The following is a 21,680-nucleotide window of genomic DNA, read 5'->3' as shown; positions in this document are numbered from 1 at the left end:
AACCGATACTTTAGTACATCAGCCATAAAGACTCACATTTCAATTCTTGTATCATAACCGGTACTTCAAATAAAAATACACATAGCGGATGGCTAGACCACTCGTACAACAGCCATTCTATCGTTATCCCATATGCCACTTCAGTACTAAACCCACACTGGTACTGCAAACCATAAATAAGAACAGGCAGTCATCAACCCGACACGCCAACATGGCGAAAACTGATGCTGCCTAATATCCACCATATTACCTTTGTAATCAAAGCATTATGGTTACTCATTTTTTAGCCCACCCAGCAAACAAAAAACGTGCCGAGCAGCCAATACTGCCACCACGGATCCCATGCGCGCTAACGCACAGACGTTTAATAGTTAACAGGTCATGCTGAATGTACGGTTCATGCACTCTTGCACTACACCGGGTTACTTGAGGTTTATATGAAAAAGTTCACTGAACAACATAAATCCATCGATAACGATGTGCAGAATTCCAACACCAACAAAACCAATCACCCCGTCGTAGCCCGCAACCGTCAGATGGTCAAAACCACGGTTGCGGATAAAGCTAAACAAGACGTGGATACCAGTAAAAGCACACAAAATAAGCGAGGTTGAAGAACTTAAATCAAACAACAAGGAAGGTAACTGGACTGAAAAGAGCCAAATCATCACTCGTTAGACTAGGACGTGACGAACAAACAGGGAAAAGTTTCATTGATTAAGTGCAAAAACTAAACCATGCAGTAACACACTGCGTTTAGCTCAAGCCGATGCAATCCTTACTGTGTCGGCCCTCTTTAACTCAGAGGAGTAGATCATGAATTTCCGTGGCGTCAAATTACTCACTCATACCAACTGACTCAAAAATGGGGCTATTCGCCAGCATGTTTAAGTGTGCATGGTGGAATAACAAACCTAAAGACCACACTCGGGGCACTGTTTCCGAGAAAGGAATTTCAAATGAACATCAATAAAAATCAACAACCACAGCAATATTCAATCGGTCTGCAGCGAGCCAAGTACTTCTTATTAGCAGGTTGTATTGCAACAGCGCTCGTGGGCTGCAGTTCAACGCCATTGACTAAGACCGCAGAAATGGAACGGGCTGAACACACCATTGCCCGCGCAGAGCAAGCAAGAGTCGGCCAATATGCCTCAAATGAACTGGCACAGGCCAGACTTAAACTTCAATCTGCAAGCAGCGCATTACTCTATATGGACACTGTCAGCGCCGATCGTTACGCCATAGAGGCGAGCCTTGAGGCCGAATTGGCCCAAGCTCGCGCTGAGCTGGCACAAGCCAATAGCGTCAATAATGAAATGAAAAACAATATCAGCATACTGCAGCAAGAAATGTTACGCCGTTCAGGAGGAATTCAGTAATGAAAAAACTTATCGCTTCGTCGGGTCTGCCTTTACGTTTTAGCCGCCATCTACTGGCATATAGCCTACTCCTAAGCACAGTAGCAGCTTGTAGCAGTACGCCCAAAATAGCTGAAGGCATCGGTGATATCCGTACAGTACTTAATAAACTACAAGCGAATAATGAACTGGCCATTTTAGCCCCTGCTGCCATTAAACAAGCTGAAGAAGCCGTTCGCGCTGCTGAACAACCGGTAAAAGATGAGCAACAATCACAGCACCTCGTGTTTGTTGCTGATAAGAAAGTCAATATTGCCTTAGCTCAAGCGCAGAGCCGCTTTGCCGAAGATCAACACAAAGTCCTCGCTAAAAAACGCGATGACGCCAGATTGGATGCTCGCACCACAGAGGCCAATCAAGCCCATCAAGATGCGCGCCTAGCCCGTGCTGATGCTGCAGATGCTGCAGATGCGCGTCAGGAAACGACCGAACTGCAAGCCCAGCTCACATTGCTGAATGCCCGTCAGTCAGAACGTGGTTGGGTCGTAACCTTAGGTGATGTTTTATTTGATACTGCCAAAGCGGATCTTAAGTCATCGACCAGTCAACATCTAACCAACCTAGCGAACTTTCTGAACAAGTATCCCGCGCGTGGTGCCATGATTGAAGGGTATACAGATAGTGTAGGCAGTGAACAATACAATCTGGGTTTATCGCAGCAAAGAGCTGATAGTGTTAGCCATTTTTTACAAGGAAAAGGGATCCAATCCAATCGGCTCAGTAGCCTAGGTAAAGGTGAAAGCTCACCTGTTGCCAATAATGAGTCCGCCAGTGGCCGCCAGCAAAACCGTCGGGTTGAAGTCATCCTCACCGACACCGCACAGGCTCCACAGTAGCGATCACTTAATCATATTAAGATTTCAGCGTGATCCTTGCTGACATTTGAATCGAGTCTCATCGCTAATAAGATGAACAGCGCAGAAATTAAGGAGATCAGTAAAAAGCAAAAAGCCCCATCTTTCGATGGGGCTTTTGCAATTTGGCGGAGCGGACGGGACTCGAACCCGCGACCCCCGGCGTGACAGGCCGGTATTCTAACCAACTGAACTACCGCTCCAAATTCTTCTATATCCCAATATTTGACGGGTATCCAACACACTAACCCCAGCGTGACAGGCCGCTGATGTCAAAACGATAATCTAACCAACTGAACTACCGCTCCAAATTCTTCCATATCCAAATATCTAACGAGTATCTAACCCACTAAACACAACGTGACAGGCCGCTGATATTAAAACAGAACGATAATTCAACACACTTATCAAGGCTCTGCTTAAGATGCGAAGAATAATACGGTTGAGCCCTGCAGGCGTCAACCGTTTTTTTACTTCGATTTATCATTTGATTAAAAAAAAGCCAAATCAATTGCAGACCTTGATTTATATCCCAAATATCGCTGCAACGTTCCAGTTCAAAGTCATAAATCAAACACATTAAGCAACGCTTGGCTAACGGTCTTTATCTGCCTCATCTGGCATAGTGAGATCGATTTCATCTAATGAAGGCGCTGCGGGTGGATTTGCAGATGCTTCATTCAATAAACGTAACTCCGCGGCAGCTAAGGCCTGCGCCAAACTTTGACGCTTACGCCACACAATTAATCCCACCACGCCTAAGACTAATAAGATAGCGTTGACTGTAATGATCCAGAACATCGCATCTTTCTTCGCAAGCTCTTCTTCCTCTGCCGCTTTTTGTGCAGCAACAGCAGCCAGCTCTTCGGCGCTCGGTGGTGGTTCTGGTGGTTGAATTAAGTTAAAGAAAAGCTCAGGTAAATCCAGCACGATTTCACGACCAGTGACAGTCGTCGTCGCCACAAAACCTTTTATTCGATAACTACCAAACTCTGTCACTGTAGGTAAATTTAACTCAGAGTCAGGCTCAGTGAGACCATTAACAACCAAAGGCAGTTGCAAGCCAGCAGGGCCGACTAACTCAAAGGAAAAATGCGTCTCAGCCAGCTGCAACACTGTCTTATCCACGTGTAACATGACTTTCCATTGCCCTGTTAGCGGATCGTCAGGGGTAATAACTTCTAGATTAATTGGCCGAGGTGACAATTTAAACGGGAATGAAACCTGCCGTTCAAACACATTATTACGTGCCTGCACGACAAACTCATAATCACCCCAAGGCTGCTTTATATTGATATTGCTGGTAAATACACCATCGTCGGGTTTTTCATCGTAATCTTCACCATTGTCTTTATAGGAACCAACAATAATGTCACCCGCGGCAAAGTTTTCATCGCCCGCCTTATGTTTACTCACAAAATGTGCAGTCCATTCGACTAAATAATCTAACCCAGGCATACGCACACGCTGCTCGTCACCCATTAACTGCGCGACAATTTTAACTTGTTCACCTTGGAAGATTGGCTGTGGTAAAGGCTGGACTTCGATTTCGAGTTTAGAGAGCTTCTTAAGGGTTGAACCTGAGACAACCTTGCCCACCAACTGCCAAGGTCCGGGCTGTGGTGACTCAATGTAAATAATATCGCCCGTTATACCATCAACCCACTTAACGGTTGCGGGATGACGATTGGCGTACCATTTACTGCCATCGGGTAACACTATGACCACAGGCGCAGAGCCATATTCACGCTCCACTAATAAGGTCATGTTATCGACCATATGATCAATACGAAAACGGTTTTTAAGCTCGGAAGCCGTCGCCAATCCTACAATCGGCGTAGCCTTGGGCGGCTTGACGACTTTTTTAGCGGGATCTAGGTCAGCGGCCAATACACTCGCCACACTAAATAACAGCGTAGTGGCAAGCAGGCAAAAAGCTAAAATGGGTTTATGGCGCGACATCGGCATAGTAATTCTTCTATCCTCTCCAGAGGCATTTACCTGATTTTGCGACTAAATCAAGGCGTTGTTCATGCATTGTCAGTTCATCGGCCGATGCGCTAATCACTTTAAGATTAAGTGATTGCGGATCAAAACGTTGAATCCCCCCCGCTTCCTGCCCCGCTTCTTCATTAGACAAATTAAACTTTGTCTGTCCACCAGTCATGATCAGATAAACATCTGCGAGGATCTCGGCATCGAGTAATGCGCCGTGGTACTCGCGGCGAGAGGTATCGACGCCGTAACGCTTACAGAGAGCGTCGAGATTGTTTTTCTGGCCGGGATGTAAAAACTTAGCAATCTCTAAGGTATCGAGGATCTGACAAATATCAGCGGTTTTCGGACCACGCGGCTGCAGCAGTGAAAACTCATGATCCATGAAGTTCACGTCGAAGTTCGCGTTATGTGCGACGATTTCAGCGCCGTCGATAAAGTTGATAAACTCTTGAGCAATTTGATGGAAACGCGGCTCTTTAGCCACGCGCTCATCGGTAATACCGTGAACGGCGATGGCTTCGGGATCAATTGCTTGACCAGGATTGATATATTGATGGTAATAACGCCCCGTCAAACGACGGTTTACCACTTCCACACAACCAATCTCGATGATCCTATGGCCTAAATAGATGGCGCCGCTGCCCTGGTTCATACCTGTGGTTTCGGTATCTAAAATAACCTGACGGCTAGCATTAGAGATAATATTCATGTTTTTATGCGCTTCTTATGACAATTTTTAGTTATACTCGGCCGAAATTCCCGGCTATGGTAACAATTTGATGACTGAACTAAAACTGATCCACATCTTCACCGACGGCTCTTGCTTAGGCAATCCCGGTCCTGGCGGCTATGGCATTGTAATGAATTATAAAGGCCATACAAAGGAGATGTCCGACGGTTTTGCGCTCACGACCAATAATCGCATGGAATTGTTAGCCCCAATCATAGCGTTAGAAAGCTTGAAAGAGCCTTGCCAAGTCGTGCTCACCAGCGACAGCCAATATATGCGCCAAGGCATAATGACATGGATCCATGGCTGGAAGAAAAAAGGTTGGATGACATCAAACCGTACCCCAGTCAAAAACGTTGACCTATGGAAACGATTAGATAAAGCCTCACAGATGCACACTATCGACTGGCAATGGGTTAAAGGTCATGCAGGCCACGCCGAAAACGAACGTTGCGATGTGTTAGCTCGCACCGCAGCAGAATCTAAACCAACCCAACCCGATTTAGGTTATCAGCCTTAACCCTGTGCCACTCAGTGTAAACTCGCTAAGTGCGAAAAAGTAAGTTCGATGCAATCACGCCTAAGTTAAGCACTTGGGCGTGATGATTTAATTCGCGATTCATCTTACAGTTTAAGCTTACCGTCAAAATTAACCTTTTAAATAAATCGCTTAAGCTCACTGTTTACGAGGGCCATTGCTATCAAACGGCTTATTTTAGTTCCACACCTGCAATATTGAAAAAATTCTCACAAAACAGCACAAAAGCTTGACCTAGGGATGTCGCCTGACGGCTCTTATGGGTAATGCGATAAAACTGCCGCTCGAGAACGAGTCCCTCAATCGTGACTAACGCCAATTCTTTACGACTGATTTCTTTCTCCAGCGCCAGCTCAGATAACACCCCAAGCCCAGCACCTTGTTTCACGGCCAATTTAATCGCATCCGGCGTAGTAAAGCAGAATTTAGCCTCCGGCTGCATATCCAACTCATTGGCGGCATTTACAAAATATTCGCGAGTGCCCGATCCTTCCTCACGTAGCACCCAAGACAGGCCTTTAACAGCTGCAGGTTTAACCACTTTCCCCGCCAGAGGATGCGCCGGATGACAAAACACCAGCAGCCTATCCTTATGCCATGCCTCGACACTCAAACGATTGTCAGTGCAATGGCCTTCAATAAAACCCATTTCAGAGCGGAACTGAGCTACCGCTTGGATCACATCTTGAGTATTAGTAATCGCCACATCCACATGGGTTTGAGTATGTTGCTGACAAAATGCCACTGCGGCTTTCGCCATTAGATAATTGCCGATTGTCGAACTGGCACTGATGCTTAAACGCCCAACCAGATCACCACCATGATAAGTAAATGCCTGCTCAATTTGTTCAACACGGTGTAATAGATCCGTTGCCAATGGCAGCAGTAAATTACCCTGGGAGTTAAGCTGTAATCGATTGCCAATACGTTCAAATAGGCGGGCATTAAGCTGTTTTTCTAACTCAGCCAAGGCCATAGATGTCGCCGGTGGTGATAAATTCACTTGTTCAGCCGCCTTCGCGACTTGGCCGCTACGTGCCACAGCCTCAAATACTGCCAGTTGTCTTAAGGTTATCCGCATATAAAAACCTGTACTTAAAATGGAAATGGCTTATCAGTTTTCCGAATGCTCTGATAAATGCCCCGAACGACCCGCTGTCGGCGCCGTGGTCCAATTTGTCTGCCGCACCTTACGTTTATCGCGAATAGGTGTGAGTGGCGACTCGAGTTTACGTGCCACAATCAAATACAAACTGCCCGCGCTAGGAAGCCATGACGCTAAACTCTGTTGAAAAAATCTACCTTGGGTAAACTCGCCCATTAATGGGTGATAGACCAAACGCTCATCCCCCACCACTTGATAACCTAATAAACCTAACCAATCTCGCACCCTCGAAGGCATAAAAAAACGGCCATTCCAAGGAAGACAATCCTGATATTTAGGCCATAACTTACCCAAAAATACCGGACTCAAGGGATTAAAACCGACGATAAAAAGATAGCCTCCGGCGATGAGGACCCTATCGGTTTCGCGAAGAATACGGTAAGGATCGGGTTCAAATTCGAGCAATAGACTCATTACCACCGCATCTATCGCCGCATTCTGCAGGGGTAAATGGCAAAAATCGCCTTCAATAGAGGCGCCTTTAGATGGCGAGAGTGAAAAATGATGGGCGACTGGCGATGCCATGCTCGACAATTCGGCACTCAAAGGCCCTAACTTTAATAAATGATAACCAAAGACTCTTGGCCACCAATCTTCAAGCTGTTTAGCGACGGCTTGCTGTAGTGCCTCACCATTGGGTAGGTCACTCCATTGTTCGGGCTTGAGCTCAGTACTAAAATGCGACACAGAGTTCCTCCGTTAGCTGGGTAGACAAGTATCCAATGGGGTCAAAGATGACCAACATTCTGCCACAGGGCAAAAGCGGCAAAGGTCGCCAAGGGCCGTTCACTCATGGATAATACCTTTATCTTCAAATTGAAATACAGACATAGGCAGTTCTATGCTCACTATAACAGCGATCAAAGCCTTTAATGACAATTATATCTGGGTGTTACAACAACAGCCCCATACTCAGGTTTATGTTGTCGATCCCGGCGATGCAAGTGTGGTCATTGACTACCTGCAAGCCAATCAACTCACGCTAGCGGGTATTTTACTGACCCACCACCACAATGACCATACGGGTGGCGTAGCAGCGCTTCAAGCCTATAGTCATAATAGACTCAGGGTTTATGGTCCAGATAATGAGAAGATCGAAGGCATCACACATCCACTGCACGCAAAATCCAAGCCCAAATTCACGCTGGAGTATCTCAGCGCTGATCTGCAAGTCTTAGATGTACCAGGCCACACTGCAGGACATATAGCCTACGTTGTTGAAGATGCCTTATTTTGCGGTGACACCCTGTTTAGCGGCGGCTGCGGACGCTTATTTGAAGGCACGCCAGCGCAAATGCTTAACTCACTACAGCAACTTGCCCAGCTTCCCGCCGACACTCGGGTTTATTGTGCCCATGAGTACACACTTTCAAACCTCAAATTTGCCCTCGCGGTCAATCCCAACAATCGCGAGCTCCAAGACTATAACGAACGCGCGATGCAGTTACGTCGCCAAGACAAAGCGACTATTCCCTCCACCATCGCTTTAGAGCGTGCCATCAATCCCTTTTTACGCCCCAGCGACACTGAAATTGTCGATAACATAAAACAGCATTTTAGCGGTCTAAATCACGCAAATTTAGACGAACTCAGCGGTTTTACCTTACTCAGACAGTGGAAAGATAATTTTTGATCACAAAAGCAATATTATAGATTGAAATTCAAACAGTTTTTCTCATTTTTGATGATGTAAGTCAAAAATGGCCTTACATTATGTACGATAATTAAGGGACAAGATCGAAAAGATCCCATAGAATGGCTCGTTTTGCGTGAAAACTTTGCGCGCTGCGTCGTCTTTATCTTCATATAAAACATACTGTTACTATAAAGAAAAGCGATGCACTAACAGAGGACTACCGTTTTCAATGAGAGTATCACTTTATGTTGTTGTAGTGGGATTTGCCCTACTCACAGGCTGTCAAACATTAGACAACCATGGCGTTAACCAAACAGAAGTTGAAGCCGTCACAACCGAAAATACAGTCCCAGAATATTACCTCGCAACCGAGGCTCCATCGGCGCAAATTACCGATGTATGGGAGCGAATTCGTCAGGGCATGCAGTTACCGGTTCCAGATCAAAAATTGGTGAATCAATACCGTGATTGGTACATCAAAAATCCACAGCATCTGGCGATCATCTCGGAACGTGCTGCACCTTATATGTACATGATTGTAGAAGAACTTGAAAAGCGTCATCTTCCTATTGAGATAGCTTTGTTACCCATAATTGAAAGCGCCTTTGATCCTTCCGCATCATCGACTGGCGCGGCATCGGGTCTGTGGCAATTTACCACACCTATGGCCAGTCATTTCGGTTTAGAAATGAACTGGTGGTATGACGGTCGCCGTGATGTCCCCGCATCAACGACTGCGGCGCTCGATATGCTGGAATACCTCTACGATAAAACCAATAACAATTGGCTTTATGCCATTGCTGCCTATAACTCGGGTGAATCACGGGTGCTCAATGCAATCAAACGTAACGAGAAAAAAGGCTTAAAAACGGATTTTTGGTCATTGGATTTGCCCAGAGAGACAGAACGCTATGTGCCGCAACTGCTCGCACTGGCAGAAGTCATTAAACACGCTGATGAATATGGCATTTCTTTAGCGCCAATCGACAACAATCCCACTATTGAAGTGGTTGATATTGATAGTCAAATTGATTTAGCCATGGCGGCAGGTTTTGCCAATATGACCACGCTTGAGTTACAAAAACTCAACCCAGGTTATAACCGCTGGGCTACATCGCCACTTGGTCCGCACACCTTAGTGCTACCAATTGATAAATCGGAAGAATTTAAAAAGGCGCTCGCTGAAACAGAAACCGAAGATAGGATCAGCTGGTTACGTTACACGATCAAATCTGGCGATAGCATTGGCAAAATTGCTACGCAGCACCATACGACCGTTGCCGCTATTCGCGCCGCCAACGGCATGAAAAGCAACACGATCGTCGCAGGCAAGCATTTGATTATTCCTGTCGATGCGCAAGACAAGCAGCTTTATGCCCTGTCAACTAAGCAGCAATTGCCGAAAAAATCACATGCTGCAGTTGAATCAACAAAAATTGCTTATCAGGTTAAGTCAGGAGACACACTCTCAGAAATAGCCCAAGCCCATAAAGTGACGGTGAAACAACTCAGCACTTGGAACAAATTGGCTAAGAATAGCAAGCTACAAAACGGTCAGAAGTTAGTGATCTTAGCACCAAAGGAGCTTGAGCAAACCGCACAAATTCGTACTGTCAGTTACAAGGTAAAATCCGGTGATTCACTTGCCCGTATCGCCAATAAATTTAACGTAACTGTTGCCGAGCTACTCGAGTGGAATAGCCTAGCGCAATCACAGTATTTACAACCAGGCCAAGTGATCAAATTAGTGGTTGATGAAACTAAGTTGAGTGCGTAAGGACTAAACTGGCACATAGTTCGAACGGATTAGTGCTATAAATCTGAGCCATAGATAACAAAAAGGCAGCAACCCTATCGGATTGCTGCCTTTTTCTATTACGGGCTTTTCTATTACGAGAGGCGGCGTTATTCCATCGTCAGTAATAAGACAACGGGCGCCATAACAACGGCATCAGACTCTAATGCTTTAGCGGCAAAATGCGCTTCTAAGCGAGCACCATCTGCAGGTATTCCTGCAAATGCTTTGGGCGGAATACTAAATGAAGTCGTGATCACTTTCCCTGCCGCCAATTGGCTATCACGTAATGCTTGGGTAAACATCATATCATCCGACCAAGCCCACAGACGTTTGCCCTCTTGCGTTACCAACCACAAATCCGCCGTCATCCCAGAGTTATAACGTAGGCCGACAGCATAGGTTTGTGGATTTGTCACAGTCAATGTCGCCTTAACCGACTGCTTAAAATCGATAAAAGGTTCTAGAGTTAATTCGCCGCGAAGCAAGCCTTGTGCCTTTTCTGCCATCACAGGTTCAGCCTTTAATGTCGGAGTGCTTTTAAGCCCAGAAACATCGAGCGCCAGATCGGCAGCGCGAATAATCTCAGGCTGAACGGCCGCAGCTGTTGTAGTCTCCCCCTTGGTTGACTGACTCGTGTCAGCGGCTTCGGGCGCCGAGCACCCAACAAGTTGCCCGCCGACAAAAGCACTCGCGCAAACAAGTAATGCGTAACGCGTTGAAGCAACCATTAAAAACCGCCTAGTTTTTTCAATAAGGAGTCTTTTAATTTTTCCTTAGCTTTGTCGGTTTCTTCCTTTAGCTGATTATTCAGTAAGGCTTTAGTATCCAAAGCATATTCAGGTTTTTGGAAAGTGCCTGTAATGGCGAGCGGAATATCAACTCCAGCCAGCGCATCTTTGTCGCTACCACCCTGACCCTTCAATGAATTCACTAGGCTAGCGGTTAGTCTGTAGTCCAAGGCTTCAGTCAATAAATTCGCAGTGCCTTTACCATCCAAACGCAGTAAAGGCGAAGACAAGGCAAGATCTGGATTCGTGGCAACGCCATTATCCAACGAGAAACTGCCCGTCAGACTCGAGAAGTCAGTTTTGCGCTCCGCCTTCGTTTCTGGCGATAAGTCGCCCTTTAACTTAGCTTGTGCGCTGCGGATCATCTGTGGAATATTTACCCCGTACAGAGCACCGTCATTAATATCAAAATGACCATTCGCTAACAGGTTTTTCTTTAACTGCTCAGGGATCAAACTCTTACCTTTCCCCTTCACATCAAAGTTAGCTGTACCGGCCAATAAATCCACATCCGCCGCATCTTTCAGCAAAGGACGAATTTGTACGCCCGTCACTTTTTTATCAAATTGATAACTCGCCACTGCTTGACGAGCATCAACCTGAGCGCTCACCAGCAACTGACCTTGATATAAATCCGCATTCAATTTCGTCAAATCTAACACGCCATTTTTAATGCCCACATCCATTAACCAATTTTGAGTCGACAGATTAGCGACCTTAATAGACTTAACAGTCAACTTGAGTTTTACATCAAGCTGCTTAAGGGCTGAGAGATCAGGCTCAACTGCCTGAGTGTTTGCTGCTGGCGCTTGTTCAGCGGTGGCGGTGGCCTCTGTTTTAGGTAACAGTGTATCTAAATCAATATCGCCAACTTGAAAATCAGCATTAATTTGTGGGATTTTCGTACCATAATTAACACCCACTTTACCCGCAGCGGTAATGCTCGCCGCGGTGAGCTGTGCAATATCGACGGACAAATGCTGTTTATCAAGGGCAATTTGAGTCGCTAAGCTGACAGATGTTTCGAGTTTCTTGTTCGGAATACTCTCACCTTCCACCACAGTATCAATTTTCAGCCCATTGATAACGAGTTGTTTAAAGTCTCGACTGAGTTTTAGTTCACCTTTAGCTTCGCTACTTATCGTCATATCCGGCATAGTTGCACTGAATTCAAAGGCGATAGGCGCAAATTTATCTAAGGAGAACTCACCTAGGGTGAAGCTACTTAAGGTAAAGACTTGAGTCTGCTTATTAGCTTCGTCAATCATATTAATTTGGGTATTGGTGATAGAAATGCCACCAATATTAATGTCGTTAAGTTTGGCATTCGATGAGGATTCGGCGGCAGCTGGAGACGCAGTTTTTGGGCTATTATCGCCACTCAACCCATCGAAACTGCTAGTGCCATTTTTACGGGTGACTAAATTGATCGTTGCGCCATCGAGACTCAATTCTGCAATTTCAATTTTCTGACTAAACAACGGCATTAGCGCCACTTCAGCAACGGCTTTTTTGACTTCTAACATAGCCTTAGGCGTAAAGCCTTCAGGGTTAGATAAAGACACCCCTACTAAATTAATACCTATAACAGGGAAAAATGTCCAAGATAAATCGTCAGAAATGACTAATTCACGACCCGTTTGTTTTTTTACGGCATCGACTATTTCAGGTTTAAAATCATTAGGGTCGAAAAAGACGGTGAGATAAACGGTGACTAAAAGAATGAGCGTCACCATTAAGGCTAAGAGCCACTTAATGAATTTCATATAAATATCCTTATCAAAAACAACTTGAATTTATAGCAACTAATGCATTTAGAAATGTTAATTTAAAAATGCAAAGTTCAACATTTCATCACTTACTGCAATACCATTTTCATCCGCATAGAGCATCATACCGGGCTTAACCGTCACGCCCCCCATATCGACAGCCACATTAATTTGGCCTTGACCTAACTTTTCGGTTTTTATCGGCATAGCCCCTAAGGCAAAGACACCTAAGCTGAAAGTATTTAATCTTGCCACATCGCGAACACAACCATTAATCACTATCCCTTGCCAACCATTATCTAAGGCGCTCTGCGCTATGAGATCCCCTAACAATGCGCGGCGCAGAGAACCGCCGCCATCGACAACGAGCACTTTTCCATGCCCATCCTGTGCAAGTATCTCTTTTACCTTTGAATTATCCTCAAAGCACTTTACTGTGACTATCTCACCCCAGAAGAGCCGTTTACCACCAAAGGGTTTAAATGCAAGGGGAAGTAACTGTAATTTAGACGGATAGTGGTCGAATAAATCTGGTAGTAGATCAAGCATTTGAATCTCCATGATAGTCTATAACTTTAGACTACTCATAATTGTAGACCCCGACAAGGTCAAAGCAAAAATCAGCGGAATTTTTTATTTCATTTTAACGTGCAAAGGCTTGGTGTATATTGGCATAAGCATTATAATCTGCGATAGTTAACGTCCTATGACACTCTTTAAAGTTTCATACATTTGTTCCCACACCTCTTTGTTATAAAGCGAAAACCAAATGACAACTGATCTTGATTTACAGAGCGCAATCGCAGCTCTTGATGAGTATGGATATGATAAGAAAGTCTCAACGGATCTTGAGCAAGCACGTAACAAGCAACAAATGGGTAAATATATTAAATCTCTCGACTATAGTTTACGTCGACTATTGATATTACAAGAAACCGTTAATGAGTTAGTTGAAGAAAAGAAACATCAATTAGCTCAGCAAGAGAATATTCAAACCTACAAAACAAAAATCATTAACTTGTCGAGAGAATTTAACATTTCTTACGATGAAGTATTAGCGCTGATGGCATCATCTAAATCTAAGAAGTAAATTTATCGCCATTGTGCTCTATCACCTCGCAGTTAAATTGTTTGATTAACATCTGCATATGCCATATAACGAAATATATACTTTTTCGGTTATATGGCAGAATTTTCGGCTTTTCATTATTCGCACAGTGTTAACGATTTCATTTCATAAGTAACAATGCCAACTTATGTTAAGCTCACACTATACCTGTCTAGCGATTTGGTATAAAAAAGCAGAGCCTAAGCTCTGCTGATTTATATCAATATGCGAACTTATTTGCTCTGCATTAATTGGCGAATATATTTCACTGGTGCACTACCATAACTCAAGAATGTTTCGTGGAAGGTTTTAAGGTCAAAATCTTTACCTTGCGATTTTTTGTATTCTTCACGGAAATCATAGATTTCTCGATAACCGGAATAGTAACTCGTCAGTTGCACTTGACTAAGTGTCGCACGGCGCCACTTGCCTTCGGCTTCAGCTTGCTGTTGGAAGGCTTCATTCATCATCAGGGCAATAGCTTGGTCTTCGGTCATGCCTTTCACATGAATGCTATAATCCAAAATAGTGTTACAGATAACACGTAAATTCCACTTGTAGTACATCAACCACATTTCAGGCTCAAAATTACCATAGCCTTCTTCTAACATCATACGCTCGGTATAAACCGCCCAACCTTCAACCATAGCGCCATTGCCAAATAAACTTTTCACTAAACTCGGAGATTGATTAGAGTAAACGAGTTGAGTGTAGTGCCCTGGGATGGCTTCATGAATATTGAGGATTTGCAGGATCCAGTGATTATATTCACGTAAGTAACTCTCGGCAGACTCATCACTCATGCCATCGAGTGGCGTCACGTTATAATAAGTATTACCTGACTTCTCATAGGGTCCAGGCGCACTAATTGATGCACCGGCATAACCACGCATATATTCGGGCGTTTCACGGACAACGAGTGGCTTTTTAGGATCCAATGTGACTAGTTTTTTCATATTTACAAATTCAATCAGCTCTGGAATTTGCTTACGCACTTCATTCACGAATTCATCGCGCTGAACATGCTGAGTCGATAATTTATCGATTAATTGGCGAATGGCGAGCTTACTGTCAGCAGGTTTTGGCGTAGTAAAATATTTAGGCCATAACTTATCGGTAATTTTGGCGATTTCTCCTTGAACACGCTCTTTATCGGCTTCGGCTTTTTGATATAGCTGTTTCGCCGTCATCCCCGCTTGAATATCAAAGGCAAATTTTTGCTCATATAACACCTCGCCAATTCTAAAACTACGTGCTCCATCTTTTTTAAGTTGAACCACTAATTTGTCTAACCAAGCGATATGGCCGTTAATCGCGGCAGTTGCTGCATCGAAACGCGTTTTAAATAACGCTTTTTCCGCATCAGTCAGACCAGAGTCGGCGACCTGTTTTAATAAGTCATCGGAAAAAACCGAAAATGCACCTTGATTCTGCAGCACAGCTAACTCAGTGTGCTCCAATGTTGGTTTGCTAATGTTCGCCTGCGCGGCAGCATAATAAGCTGGCACATTTTCTAAACGCGCTAATACCGAACGTAATCTGTCATCTAATGGAGCGAAATTTTCATTGATGATTTGGGCAAAACCGCCCGATACGTTGTAGCTTGAAGGATCCCACTGCCAGGATTTAAAACTGTCAATTTCCCATGCCATGCTACCGAGTAAATTGTCGATCAGATGGTAATCAATCAGCTCATTCGGCGTTAGCGACTTTTGCTCGAACTGAGTCAATTGCGCTTGCTGAGCTTTCACAAACGCTAAGGTCTTTGCTCGACCTGCTGCATCGGGGATTTCAAGGTAACCATCGTTAACATGCTTGCCACTGTATAAGGCCCAAGTCGGTGATAATTCCCACAATGAATCAATAAAGGATGCTGAAAATTGCTCAAATGAGTGGGCTTTAACTTCAGGTGCGACTACGGGCGCGGTTTGACTCGTATGGGATTGACAACCAGCAAGGCTGGCCAGCGATAGCACTATCGCAAGGGAAATAGCGTTTTTTTTCATTATTATGGGTCCTTTGTTAAGATTTATCAGGCATACAAAAATTACCTCAGTTAATCATATTGCCCCAATAATTGCAGCTATGTTAGCCATGAATACATGCGCGGTTACAAAATTGTAAGTTCTCAATATTTTACCGCCTATCATTCGCCTATTCGACGTATAAGCCCCTCTTTACCAAACACACACAAATAATGATAATCGCCTATTCTGTTTCACCTCCTGCTATAATATCGCCCTGCTCCACTGTTCATGCTTTAGCGTAACAGTTTGCTTATACATTATTGACCTGACCCTTTACCTGAGACATTCAATGCCATTTTCCAAACTTGGATTAAGCGATCCGATTTTAAGAGCCATCACTGAGCTCGGCTATTCACAACCTACTCCGATCCAAGAAAAAGCCATTCCGGTGATCTTGAAAGGCAAAAACCTGCTTGCTGGCGCGCAAACAGGTACAGGTAAAACCGCCAGTTTTGTGTTGCCAATACTGCAAATGTTCGCCGAGATGCCGAAAATCCGTGCTAAACGCGTTCGTGCATTAATCTTAACGCCTACCCGCGAATTGGCCGTTCAGGTAGAAGACAATATTGCCAAGTACGCAAAATACCTGCCGCTGACGTCTATGGCCATGTATGGTGGCGTGGATTCCGCGCCGCAGAAACAACGTCTTATTGAAGGCGTCGATATTCTGGTGGCAACACCCGGTAGATTGCTCGATATGTACACCCAAAGAGCGATTCATTTCGATGAAATCTCGGTATTAGTCCTAGATGAAGCCGATAGAATGCTCGATATGGGATTTATCGAAGACATCAATAAGATCATCGAACGTCTGCCAACAGAACGCCAAAATCTGTTGTTTTCGGCAACCTTATCTAAGCAAGTGCGCTTTTTAGCGAAAACAGCGGTTGAAAACCCAGTCGAAATTGAAATTGCCCGCGACAGCGCAAACGCACCGCAAATCGACCAATGGTTGATCACTGTCGATAAAGATAAAAAGTCGGCACTGTTAAGCAAACTCATCACTGAACAAGCGTGGGAACAGGCACTGATCTTTATCCAGACGAAACAAGGCGCCGCCAAACTGGTTAGTCAACTCGAAAAACGTGGCATTGCCGCCGAAGCCATTCACAGCGGTCGCAGCCAAGCGGTACGCGAGCAATTATTAGTGGATTTTAAATCTGGCAAACTACGCTTTTTAGTCGCGACTGGCGTTGCTTCCCGCGGTATCGATATCGATGCCCTCACCCGTGTGGTCAATTATGATTTGCCCGATGAAGCCGATGATTATATTCACCGTATCGGCCGAACCGGTCGTGCTGGCGCCTGCGGCGAAGCCATCTCTTTTGTTTCTAAAGATGATTTTAGGAATCTATGTGCTATCGAGCGCCGTCTAGGTCACCTCATAGTGCGTAAAGAAATTGAAGGCTTTGTGCCAAACAAAGAAGTGCCTGTGTCTATTCTCGATTTTGTGCCCAAAAATACTACGCCAAAAACCTTTAAAGCTCGGGCACCTGAGGCCAGATCCTCGCGCCCCGCGAAAGAAGGCTCCTTTGAAACCGCCCATGCGAAAAAGCATCGCAGCGCGAAATCAAAGCCAGAGGTTAAAGCCAATGTAACACGGCAGCAATCTATTCAGACTGACAACGGTAACGAGACAACGGGTCGCAGCGCGCCCTTTAATCCATGGAATAGCGGCCCTAAAACTAAGTAATGACTCAGTACAAGCCGTGACTTATTAGATATAAAAACCCATTAAGATAGAAGATATTAGCATGATTACATTTAGCACCAATCTAGGCGACATCACTATAGAACTCGATTTTGAACATGCGCCTGTCAGTTCAAAAAACTTTGTCCGCTATTGTGAAGAAGGCTTCTTTGAACACACGATTTTTCACCGAGTGATCAAAGGCTTTATGATCCAAGGCGGCGGGTTTACCGCAAAAATGAAGGAAAAACCGACCCACGAGCCTATCGTTAACGAAGCCAACAAAGGCCTAAGTAACACCATAGGCACAATCGCTATGGCTCGCACCGATGCACCTCACTCAGCCACCGCGCAATTCTTCATCAACACAGCCAATAATGACTTTTTAGACCATACCGCCACCACCAATAACGGTTGGGGCTACGCGGTATTTGGTAAGGTTACGGCGGGAATGGACATTATTCAGCAGATTGAGAAAGTCAAAACCACCACGGTCGCTGGCCACGAAGACGTGCCCCGTGAACCTATCGTCATCGAGAAAGTAACGATTAATATCCAAAGTTAATTTTTAAAACAATAAGACTTTTTCGTTAATATGATTAATCGCGCATTTTTAATTGAGCGATTAATCATTTCCCCAAAGTTATTTAGTGAACTTTCCTGTACAATTCAATGCAAATTCATTTTATATAAACCTAAAAACACTAAATCCCCAATACAAAATCACTTAGTATAAAATCAACTGATGGATTATTTAAGCGTTGCCATTATTGACTTAAGACTACTACATATAAAATTAACCTCACAATATAGACCTCTTTCAAACAATGTTATTCATCATAAAAGCTGAAAAACAGCAGCACATACCTGACATCAATATCTTATACTAGCCGCACAAGTTGATAATATTAAAACAATACACCAACCATAATCCTTATGGTAAAAAGAGGCTTAACTTGCCATCTGATATAGATAAAAAAACCATATCTGTATCTATTATCATTTCTTGCTAATGCTTATTATCCCTATTTATTTTTAAGCCAGAATCATTACTACCTTAAGCAGCGAATCCTATTCAGATAAGCAGAGAAAGCTTGCTATAGTGATCAGAAAATGATGTTTCTATTGGATTCTAATAAGCTATATCGTAACTTCTGTGTCTTTGTTGATTAAACCAGAACTCTCATGACAAAACTTTTTGACTAGAGATAGCGTCTAAGCATTTAGGGAATTTATTTTGAATAATAGAAAAGGTAGTCTGTTTATGGTTGCTGCGATGGCAGCATTTTCTATTGAAGACATGCTGATCAAATCCGCAGCAGAAACCACCTCTATCGGCCTCATTTTAGCGTTATTTGGCCTAGGTGGAATGTTTATTTTTATACTGTTAACCTGGCGAAAGGGTGAAACTGTGCTTCATCCTGCAGTCTTGTCTACCCCCATATTAGTACGTGCACTATGTGAAATCGTCGGCCGATTCTGTTTTGCTTTAGCCATCACGTTAACACCACTCTCAAGTGCATCCGCTATTTTGCAAGCCACACCTTTAATCGCCATGCTTGGCGCGGCATTGTTGTTCGGTGAACAAGTGGATCACAAGAGATGGCTTGCAGTATTGATTGGTTTTATGGGCGTGCTGATGATCATTCGTCCAGGACTTGATGGTTTTGAGGCCACATCTTTATTCGCCGTTATCGCTACCTTAGGTTTTGCAGGACGCGATTTAGCAACACGCGCAGCCTCTCCCGTGTTATCTAATATGCAACTTGGAGTGTATGGTTTTTTTGTGTTGATTCCTACTGGCTTAGCAATACTGATGTACCAAAATGAAGCTATACAGTTTAGTGCAAACGCAGCGATACAGATAATTGGAGCAATCGTCTTTGGTGTAATGGCCTATAATGCGCTGACAATCGCCATGCGCACTGGAGATGTATCGGTGGTAAGCCCCTTTCGTTATACGCGTTTACTCTTTGCCTTAGCTTTAGGAATATTTATATTTGGAGAATCCCCAGATTTGCTGACTATTCTGGGAAGCCTACTCATAGTATTAAGTGGCGGCTATACCTTAGTTCAAGCGCGTAAAAGAATGACAACGAATAACATAGCTAATGTGGCAAAAACCTAAGGACTCACTAAGAATGGCTAATCGTATCTCTGAAATGATGGGTTTTAGTGAGGAGAATAACGGACTAGAACACCCTGAATTGGTCCTAAATAGGTCAAAAAGCAGCAAAGGGAACCAGTAATACACTGATTCCCTTTGCTTAATTTGGCGAGAGAGGGAGTCTACTTCATGGTATAACGCATTGAAAAGTATCGTTAATAATGACGCAACACAGGGCTGCATTACTTTTTGCATTACTTCCGATTTTTGATAATTTCTTCAATTAGACCAATGACTTACCCTGGGAATCCGGCTCCTCAATTTCAGCTCAAAATAACAGTATAACTAATTGAATTTATTGATTTTTACCGACTCACATGGAAGTCAATAAAAATTTAACTACAACTAGCACTAGTCGCCATATTTAACTGCTATTAGCACATCTGTGATTTATTTTGATGGCTCAATGCCTAGATCAGACGTTGTTTGAGCAACGGCTTCATCACTAACTGGCAAGCGTTAAGCTTAACAAACAATCCCAATCGGAAAAACTAAGCAGCCTGTGGACGGCCTAAACCTGACACAGAATTATGAACAGCCTCTCTTTATTTGACCCAATACACTTAAGCCACTATACCTGTTCGCCTATCTGTTATACCACCGGATAGCATGCATCTCCCCAAAGTGTTTCAGGATGAGTCATCATGATTTCTATAATCAATGGTACAAGCTTACTGAGTAAACTAGCAGAATCTTTAAGTTGCTTGCGATTAACAGAGCTATTCCATGTTGCGCCACCATGGATTAATTGGTTGCGCATAGTATAGAGTCGGTTAAATATCACACCAAGCAGAATAGGAGTATTACCACTCGATAAGGCGTGACTCGCCATCTTTTTACCTTGTTGAAGCCGCTCTTTCCATTTGTCTTCAGTTATTTTACCGCTATGAAAATCCCAAAAACTTTGTAGCACAAACGGGGTATCAAGTAAGATACGGATACTGCCTGAAAATTCCCGCCAAACTAACTGATCTATCTGTTTTTGTTTATCTAACTCGCACAGCTTCTCTAAAAAACCTTTAAAAGATTCTTGTTCTGACAACTTAAATCGTTCATCAATCTCAGTGGCATAAGCAGCATTAAATGCTATCCAGAGAAAGATAAAACGACCATCGTCATCATCCGCCATTTCAGCTCGTTGCAACCAGCTTAACGCTCGATGAACTCGCAAGTTGAGATTGGTCGGAGATTGTTCACGTAATATCCTTTGTTGATTTTTTAGCTGTGCGAAATCCATTGCTATTTGTCCTTTTAAGATTTTTCTCAGCAATGATAACTCGTTCAATATATTGACCATATACGAGTTGCCACATGTTAAGCAAACAATCGTTCGACTAGTTATTCAATCAATAACTGTACTTCGACTCTGCGATTCCGTGGATCTGAAGGTTCTATACCTTCCAGAGGTTTGGACTCACCATATCCAGCAACGATTATACGCTTAGATGTACTAGCGTCTAATGTACCAATTAACTCCCTCCTAGCTTCTCTAGCTCTTGCTGCAGAGAGAGTGAAGTTATCATCATAAACAGTACAAAATCTTTGATAATCAGTCACTGGTCGACTAACAGGAATATTATCAGTGTAACCTTCTACCAAAATTTTTGCTTTAGGATTGTTGATCAAAAAACTGACCAATTGAGCTTGTATTGCATTTACCGCTGCTTTGGATTCAGTATTGAGGCAAGCACTCCCCCGTTCAAAAACACCATCACGGAGAGTTAACCTTCTCGTTGCTTTATCTAAAGCGATGAGTTCTGATGCATTAGAGTTTCGCAACATTTCATCTAATAATGTCGTCACCTTCAGTAATGGATCATCTTTCTTTTCCGACGCTTTAGCTAACTCCTCTTTGTAACGAAGATCACTCATGCTTTTTTGCAAAACTGCCACAACAAGCAATAGCATTACTACAGCCATTACTCCAGCCATAAGATCTGAAATGGCTATCCATTCACTAGGTTTTTCTTTCATATCATTTCATCAGCTTG

20 protein-coding genes and 1 tRNA gene are annotated in these 21,680 nt (G+C 43.8%); 10 read left to right on the top strand and 11 right to left on the bottom strand.

Annotated elements, in window-relative coordinates:
- The first annotated feature begins 437 nt into the window (after positions 1-437).
- From L5M71_RS04410 to L5M71_RS04400, 3 genes are all read left to right on the top strand, one after another.
- Positions 438-614, top strand: coding sequence for a hypothetical protein (locus L5M71_RS04410; protein ID WP_263205250.1), 177 nt, complete (start codon positions 438-440; stop codon positions 612-614).
- Positions 615-959: 345 nt separating this feature from the next.
- Positions 960-1,382 (top strand): DUF4398 domain-containing protein, encoded by a 423-nt coding sequence (locus tag L5M71_RS04405; protein WP_263205252.1) that lies wholly within the window; start codon positions 960-962, stop codon positions 1,380-1,382.
- A complete protein-coding gene (locus tag L5M71_RS04400) occupies positions 1,382-2,257 on the top strand; it encodes an OmpA family protein (protein ID WP_263205254.1) in 876 nt (291 codons plus the stop codon). Before L5M71_RS04405 ends, L5M71_RS04400 begins: the two co-directional genes overlap by 1 nt.
- Before the next feature lie 144 nt (positions 2,258-2,401).
- On the opposite strand, the gene L5M71_RS04395 is transcribed toward L5M71_RS04400, so the two are convergent.
- From L5M71_RS04395 to dnaQ, 3 genes are all read right to left on the bottom strand, one after another.
- Positions 2,402-2,478: transfer RNA gene (locus L5M71_RS04395), tRNA-Asp, on the bottom strand.
- 391 nt (positions 2,479-2,869) lie between these two features.
- Positions 2,870-4,243, bottom strand: a complete 1,374-nt coding sequence (locus L5M71_RS04390; RefSeq protein ID WP_263205257.1) for a TIGR03503 family protein — start codon at positions 4,241-4,243, stop codon at positions 2,870-2,872.
- A gap of 10 nt (positions 4,244-4,253) precedes the next feature.
- The gene (gene dnaQ, locus L5M71_RS04385; RefSeq protein WP_263205260.1) at positions 4,254-4,982 is read right to left on the bottom strand and encodes a DNA polymerase III subunit epsilon; all 729 of its coding nucleotides are present in this window, start codon (positions 4,980-4,982) and stop codon (positions 4,254-4,256) included.
- A 70-nt stretch (positions 4,983-5,052) separates the two neighbouring features.
- Here dnaQ and rnhA point away from each other — a divergent pair, with 70 nt between their 5' ends.
- Positions 5,053-5,523, top strand: a complete 471-nt coding sequence (gene rnhA, locus L5M71_RS04380) for a ribonuclease HI (protein WP_006081489.1) — start codon at positions 5,053-5,055, stop codon at positions 5,521-5,523.
- 190 nt (positions 5,524-5,713) lie between these two features.
- Here rnhA and L5M71_RS04375 read toward each other — a convergent pair whose 3' ends face one another.
- Together L5M71_RS04375 and L5M71_RS04370 are read right to left on the bottom strand one after the other, a co-directional pair.
- Positions 5,714-6,622 (bottom strand): LysR substrate-binding domain-containing protein, encoded by a 909-nt coding sequence (locus L5M71_RS04375; RefSeq protein WP_105252337.1) that lies wholly within the window; start codon positions 6,620-6,622, stop codon positions 5,714-5,716.
- 33 nt (positions 6,623-6,655) lie between these two features.
- A complete protein-coding gene (locus L5M71_RS04370; RefSeq protein ID WP_105252336.1) occupies positions 6,656-7,393 on the bottom strand; it encodes a class I SAM-dependent methyltransferase in 738 nt (245 codons plus the stop codon).
- A 154-nt stretch (positions 7,394-7,547) separates the two neighbouring features.
- Here L5M71_RS04370 and gloB point away from each other — a divergent pair, with 154 nt between their 5' ends.
- Positions 7,548-8,339 (top strand): hydroxyacylglutathione hydrolase, encoded by a 792-nt coding sequence (gene gloB / locus L5M71_RS04365; RefSeq protein ID WP_263205262.1) that lies wholly within the window; start codon positions 7,548-7,550, stop codon positions 8,337-8,339.
- A 232-nt stretch (positions 8,340-8,571) separates the two neighbouring features.
- Positions 8,572-10,119, top strand: a complete 1,548-nt coding sequence (locus L5M71_RS04360; RefSeq protein WP_263205265.1) for a LysM peptidoglycan-binding domain-containing protein — start codon at positions 8,572-8,574, stop codon at positions 10,117-10,119.
- A gap of 128 nt (positions 10,120-10,247) precedes the next feature.
- Here the strand turns inward: L5M71_RS04360 and L5M71_RS04355 are convergent, their stop codons facing one another.
- The 3 genes from L5M71_RS04355 to L5M71_RS04345 are packed head-to-tail and all read right to left on the bottom strand — an operon-like array spanning position 10,248 to position 13,246.
- Positions 10,248-10,868, bottom strand: a complete 621-nt coding sequence (locus tag L5M71_RS04355) for a BsuPI-related putative proteinase inhibitor (RefSeq protein ID WP_113939588.1) — start codon at positions 10,866-10,868, stop codon at positions 10,248-10,250.
- On the bottom strand, positions 10,868-12,694 hold the full coding sequence (locus L5M71_RS04350) for an AsmA family protein (RefSeq protein WP_263205267.1): 1,827 nt from the start codon (positions 12,692-12,694) through the stop codon (positions 10,868-10,870). The genes L5M71_RS04355 and L5M71_RS04350 overlap by 1 nt, the downstream gene beginning before the upstream one ends.
- Before the next feature lie 57 nt (positions 12,695-12,751).
- Entirely contained in the window at positions 12,752-13,246 is a 495-nt protein-coding gene (locus L5M71_RS04345; protein ID WP_028760092.1) for a putative 4-hydroxy-4-methyl-2-oxoglutarate aldolase, read from the bottom strand.
- A 220-nt stretch (positions 13,247-13,466) separates the two neighbouring features.
- Here L5M71_RS04345 and L5M71_RS04340 point away from each other — a divergent pair, with 220 nt between their 5' ends.
- Positions 13,467-13,787 carry a hypothetical protein gene (locus tag L5M71_RS04340; RefSeq protein WP_028760093.1) on the top strand — a complete coding sequence of 107 codons (321 nt, stop codon included), beginning with the start codon at positions 13,467-13,469 and terminating at the stop codon, positions 13,785-13,787.
- Between the two features lie 251 nt (positions 13,788-14,038).
- Here L5M71_RS04340 and L5M71_RS04335 read toward each other — a convergent pair whose 3' ends face one another.
- Complete coding sequence (locus L5M71_RS04335) at positions 14,039-15,811, bottom strand: DUF885 domain-containing protein (protein ID WP_263205270.1); 1,773 nt, start codon at positions 15,809-15,811, stop codon at positions 14,039-14,041.
- Positions 15,812-16,121: 310 nt separating this feature from the next.
- Here L5M71_RS04335 and L5M71_RS04330 point away from each other — a divergent pair, with 310 nt between their 5' ends.
- From L5M71_RS04330 to L5M71_RS04320, 3 genes are all read left to right on the top strand, one after another.
- The gene (locus L5M71_RS04330) at positions 16,122-17,525 is read left to right on the top strand and encodes a DEAD/DEAH box helicase (protein ID WP_263205272.1); all 1,404 of its coding nucleotides are present in this window, start codon (positions 16,122-16,124) and stop codon (positions 17,523-17,525) included.
- Positions 17,526-17,586: 61 nt separating this feature from the next.
- Positions 17,587-18,087 carry a peptidylprolyl isomerase gene (locus L5M71_RS04325; RefSeq protein WP_105252328.1) on the top strand — a complete coding sequence of 167 codons (501 nt, stop codon included), beginning with the start codon at positions 17,587-17,589 and terminating at the stop codon, positions 18,085-18,087.
- Between the two features lie 672 nt (positions 18,088-18,759).
- Positions 18,760-19,650, top strand: coding sequence for a DMT family transporter (locus L5M71_RS04320; RefSeq protein WP_263205274.1), 891 nt, complete (start codon positions 18,760-18,762; stop codon positions 19,648-19,650).
- Between the two features lie 631 nt (positions 19,651-20,281).
- On the opposite strand, the gene L5M71_RS04315 is transcribed toward L5M71_RS04320, so the two are convergent.
- Together L5M71_RS04315 and L5M71_RS04310 are read right to left on the bottom strand one after the other, a co-directional pair.
- Complete coding sequence (locus L5M71_RS04315) at positions 20,282-20,974, bottom strand: HEPN domain-containing protein (RefSeq protein ID WP_263205276.1); 693 nt, start codon at positions 20,972-20,974, stop codon at positions 20,282-20,284.
- Between the two features lie 53 nt (positions 20,975-21,027).
- Positions 21,028-21,663, bottom strand: a complete 636-nt coding sequence (locus L5M71_RS04310; protein ID WP_263205279.1) for a flagellar motor protein MotB — start codon at positions 21,661-21,663, stop codon at positions 21,028-21,030.
- Between the last annotated feature and the right edge of the window lie 17 nt (positions 21,664-21,680).

Source organism: Shewanella sp. SW1 (assembly GCF_025653545.1).
In the GTDB taxonomy this organism is placed as follows: domain Bacteria; phylum Pseudomonadota; class Gammaproteobacteria; order Enterobacterales; family Shewanellaceae; genus Shewanella; species Shewanella oncorhynchi.
This window is presented reverse-complemented; position numbering and strand designations above follow the sequence as displayed.

Coding starts and splice junctions, on each gene's coding strand:
- L5M71_RS04410 (WP_263205250.1), top strand. CDS start 438: ATGAAAAAGTTCACTGAACAACATAAATCCATCGATAACGATGTGCAG.
- L5M71_RS04405 (WP_263205252.1), top strand. CDS start 960: ATGAACATCAATAAAAATCAACAACCACAGCAATATTCAATCGGTCTG.
- L5M71_RS04400 (WP_263205254.1), top strand. CDS start 1,382: ATGAAAAAACTTATCGCTTCGTCGGGTCTGCCTTTACGTTTTAGCCGC.
- L5M71_RS04390 (WP_263205257.1), bottom strand. CDS start 4,243: ATGCCGATGTCGCGCCATAAACCCATTTTAGCTTTTTGCCTGCTTGCC.
- dnaQ (WP_263205260.1), bottom strand. CDS start 4,982: ATGAATATTATCTCTAATGCTAGCCGTCAGGTTATTTTAGATACCGAA.
- rnhA (WP_006081489.1), top strand. CDS start 5,053: ATGACTGAACTAAAACTGATCCACATCTTCACCGACGGCTCTTGCTTA.
- L5M71_RS04375 (WP_105252337.1), bottom strand. CDS start 6,622: ATGCGGATAACCTTAAGACAACTGGCAGTATTTGAGGCTGTGGCACGT.
- gloB (WP_263205262.1), top strand. CDS start 7,548: ATGCTCACTATAACAGCGATCAAAGCCTTTAATGACAATTATATCTGG.
- L5M71_RS04360 (WP_263205265.1), top strand. CDS start 8,572: ATGAGAGTATCACTTTATGTTGTTGTAGTGGGATTTGCCCTACTCACA.
- L5M71_RS04355 (WP_113939588.1), bottom strand. CDS start 10,868: ATGGTTGCTTCAACGCGTTACGCATTACTTGTTTGCGCGAGTGCTTTT.
- L5M71_RS04350 (WP_263205267.1), bottom strand. CDS start 12,694: ATGAAATTCATTAAGTGGCTCTTAGCCTTAATGGTGACGCTCATTCTT.
- L5M71_RS04345 (WP_028760092.1), bottom strand. CDS start 13,246: ATGCTTGATCTACTACCAGATTTATTCGACCACTATCCGTCTAAATTA.
- L5M71_RS04340 (WP_028760093.1), top strand. CDS start 13,467: ATGACAACTGATCTTGATTTACAGAGCGCAATCGCAGCTCTTGATGAG.
- L5M71_RS04335 (WP_263205270.1), bottom strand. CDS start 15,811: ATGAAAAAAAACGCTATTTCCCTTGCGATAGTGCTATCGCTGGCCAGC.
- L5M71_RS04330 (WP_263205272.1), top strand. CDS start 16,122: ATGCCATTTTCCAAACTTGGATTAAGCGATCCGATTTTAAGAGCCATC.
- L5M71_RS04325 (WP_105252328.1), top strand. CDS start 17,587: ATGATTACATTTAGCACCAATCTAGGCGACATCACTATAGAACTCGAT.
- L5M71_RS04310 (WP_263205279.1), bottom strand. CDS start 21,663: ATGAAAGAAAAACCTAGTGAATGGATAGCCATTTCAGATCTTATGGCT.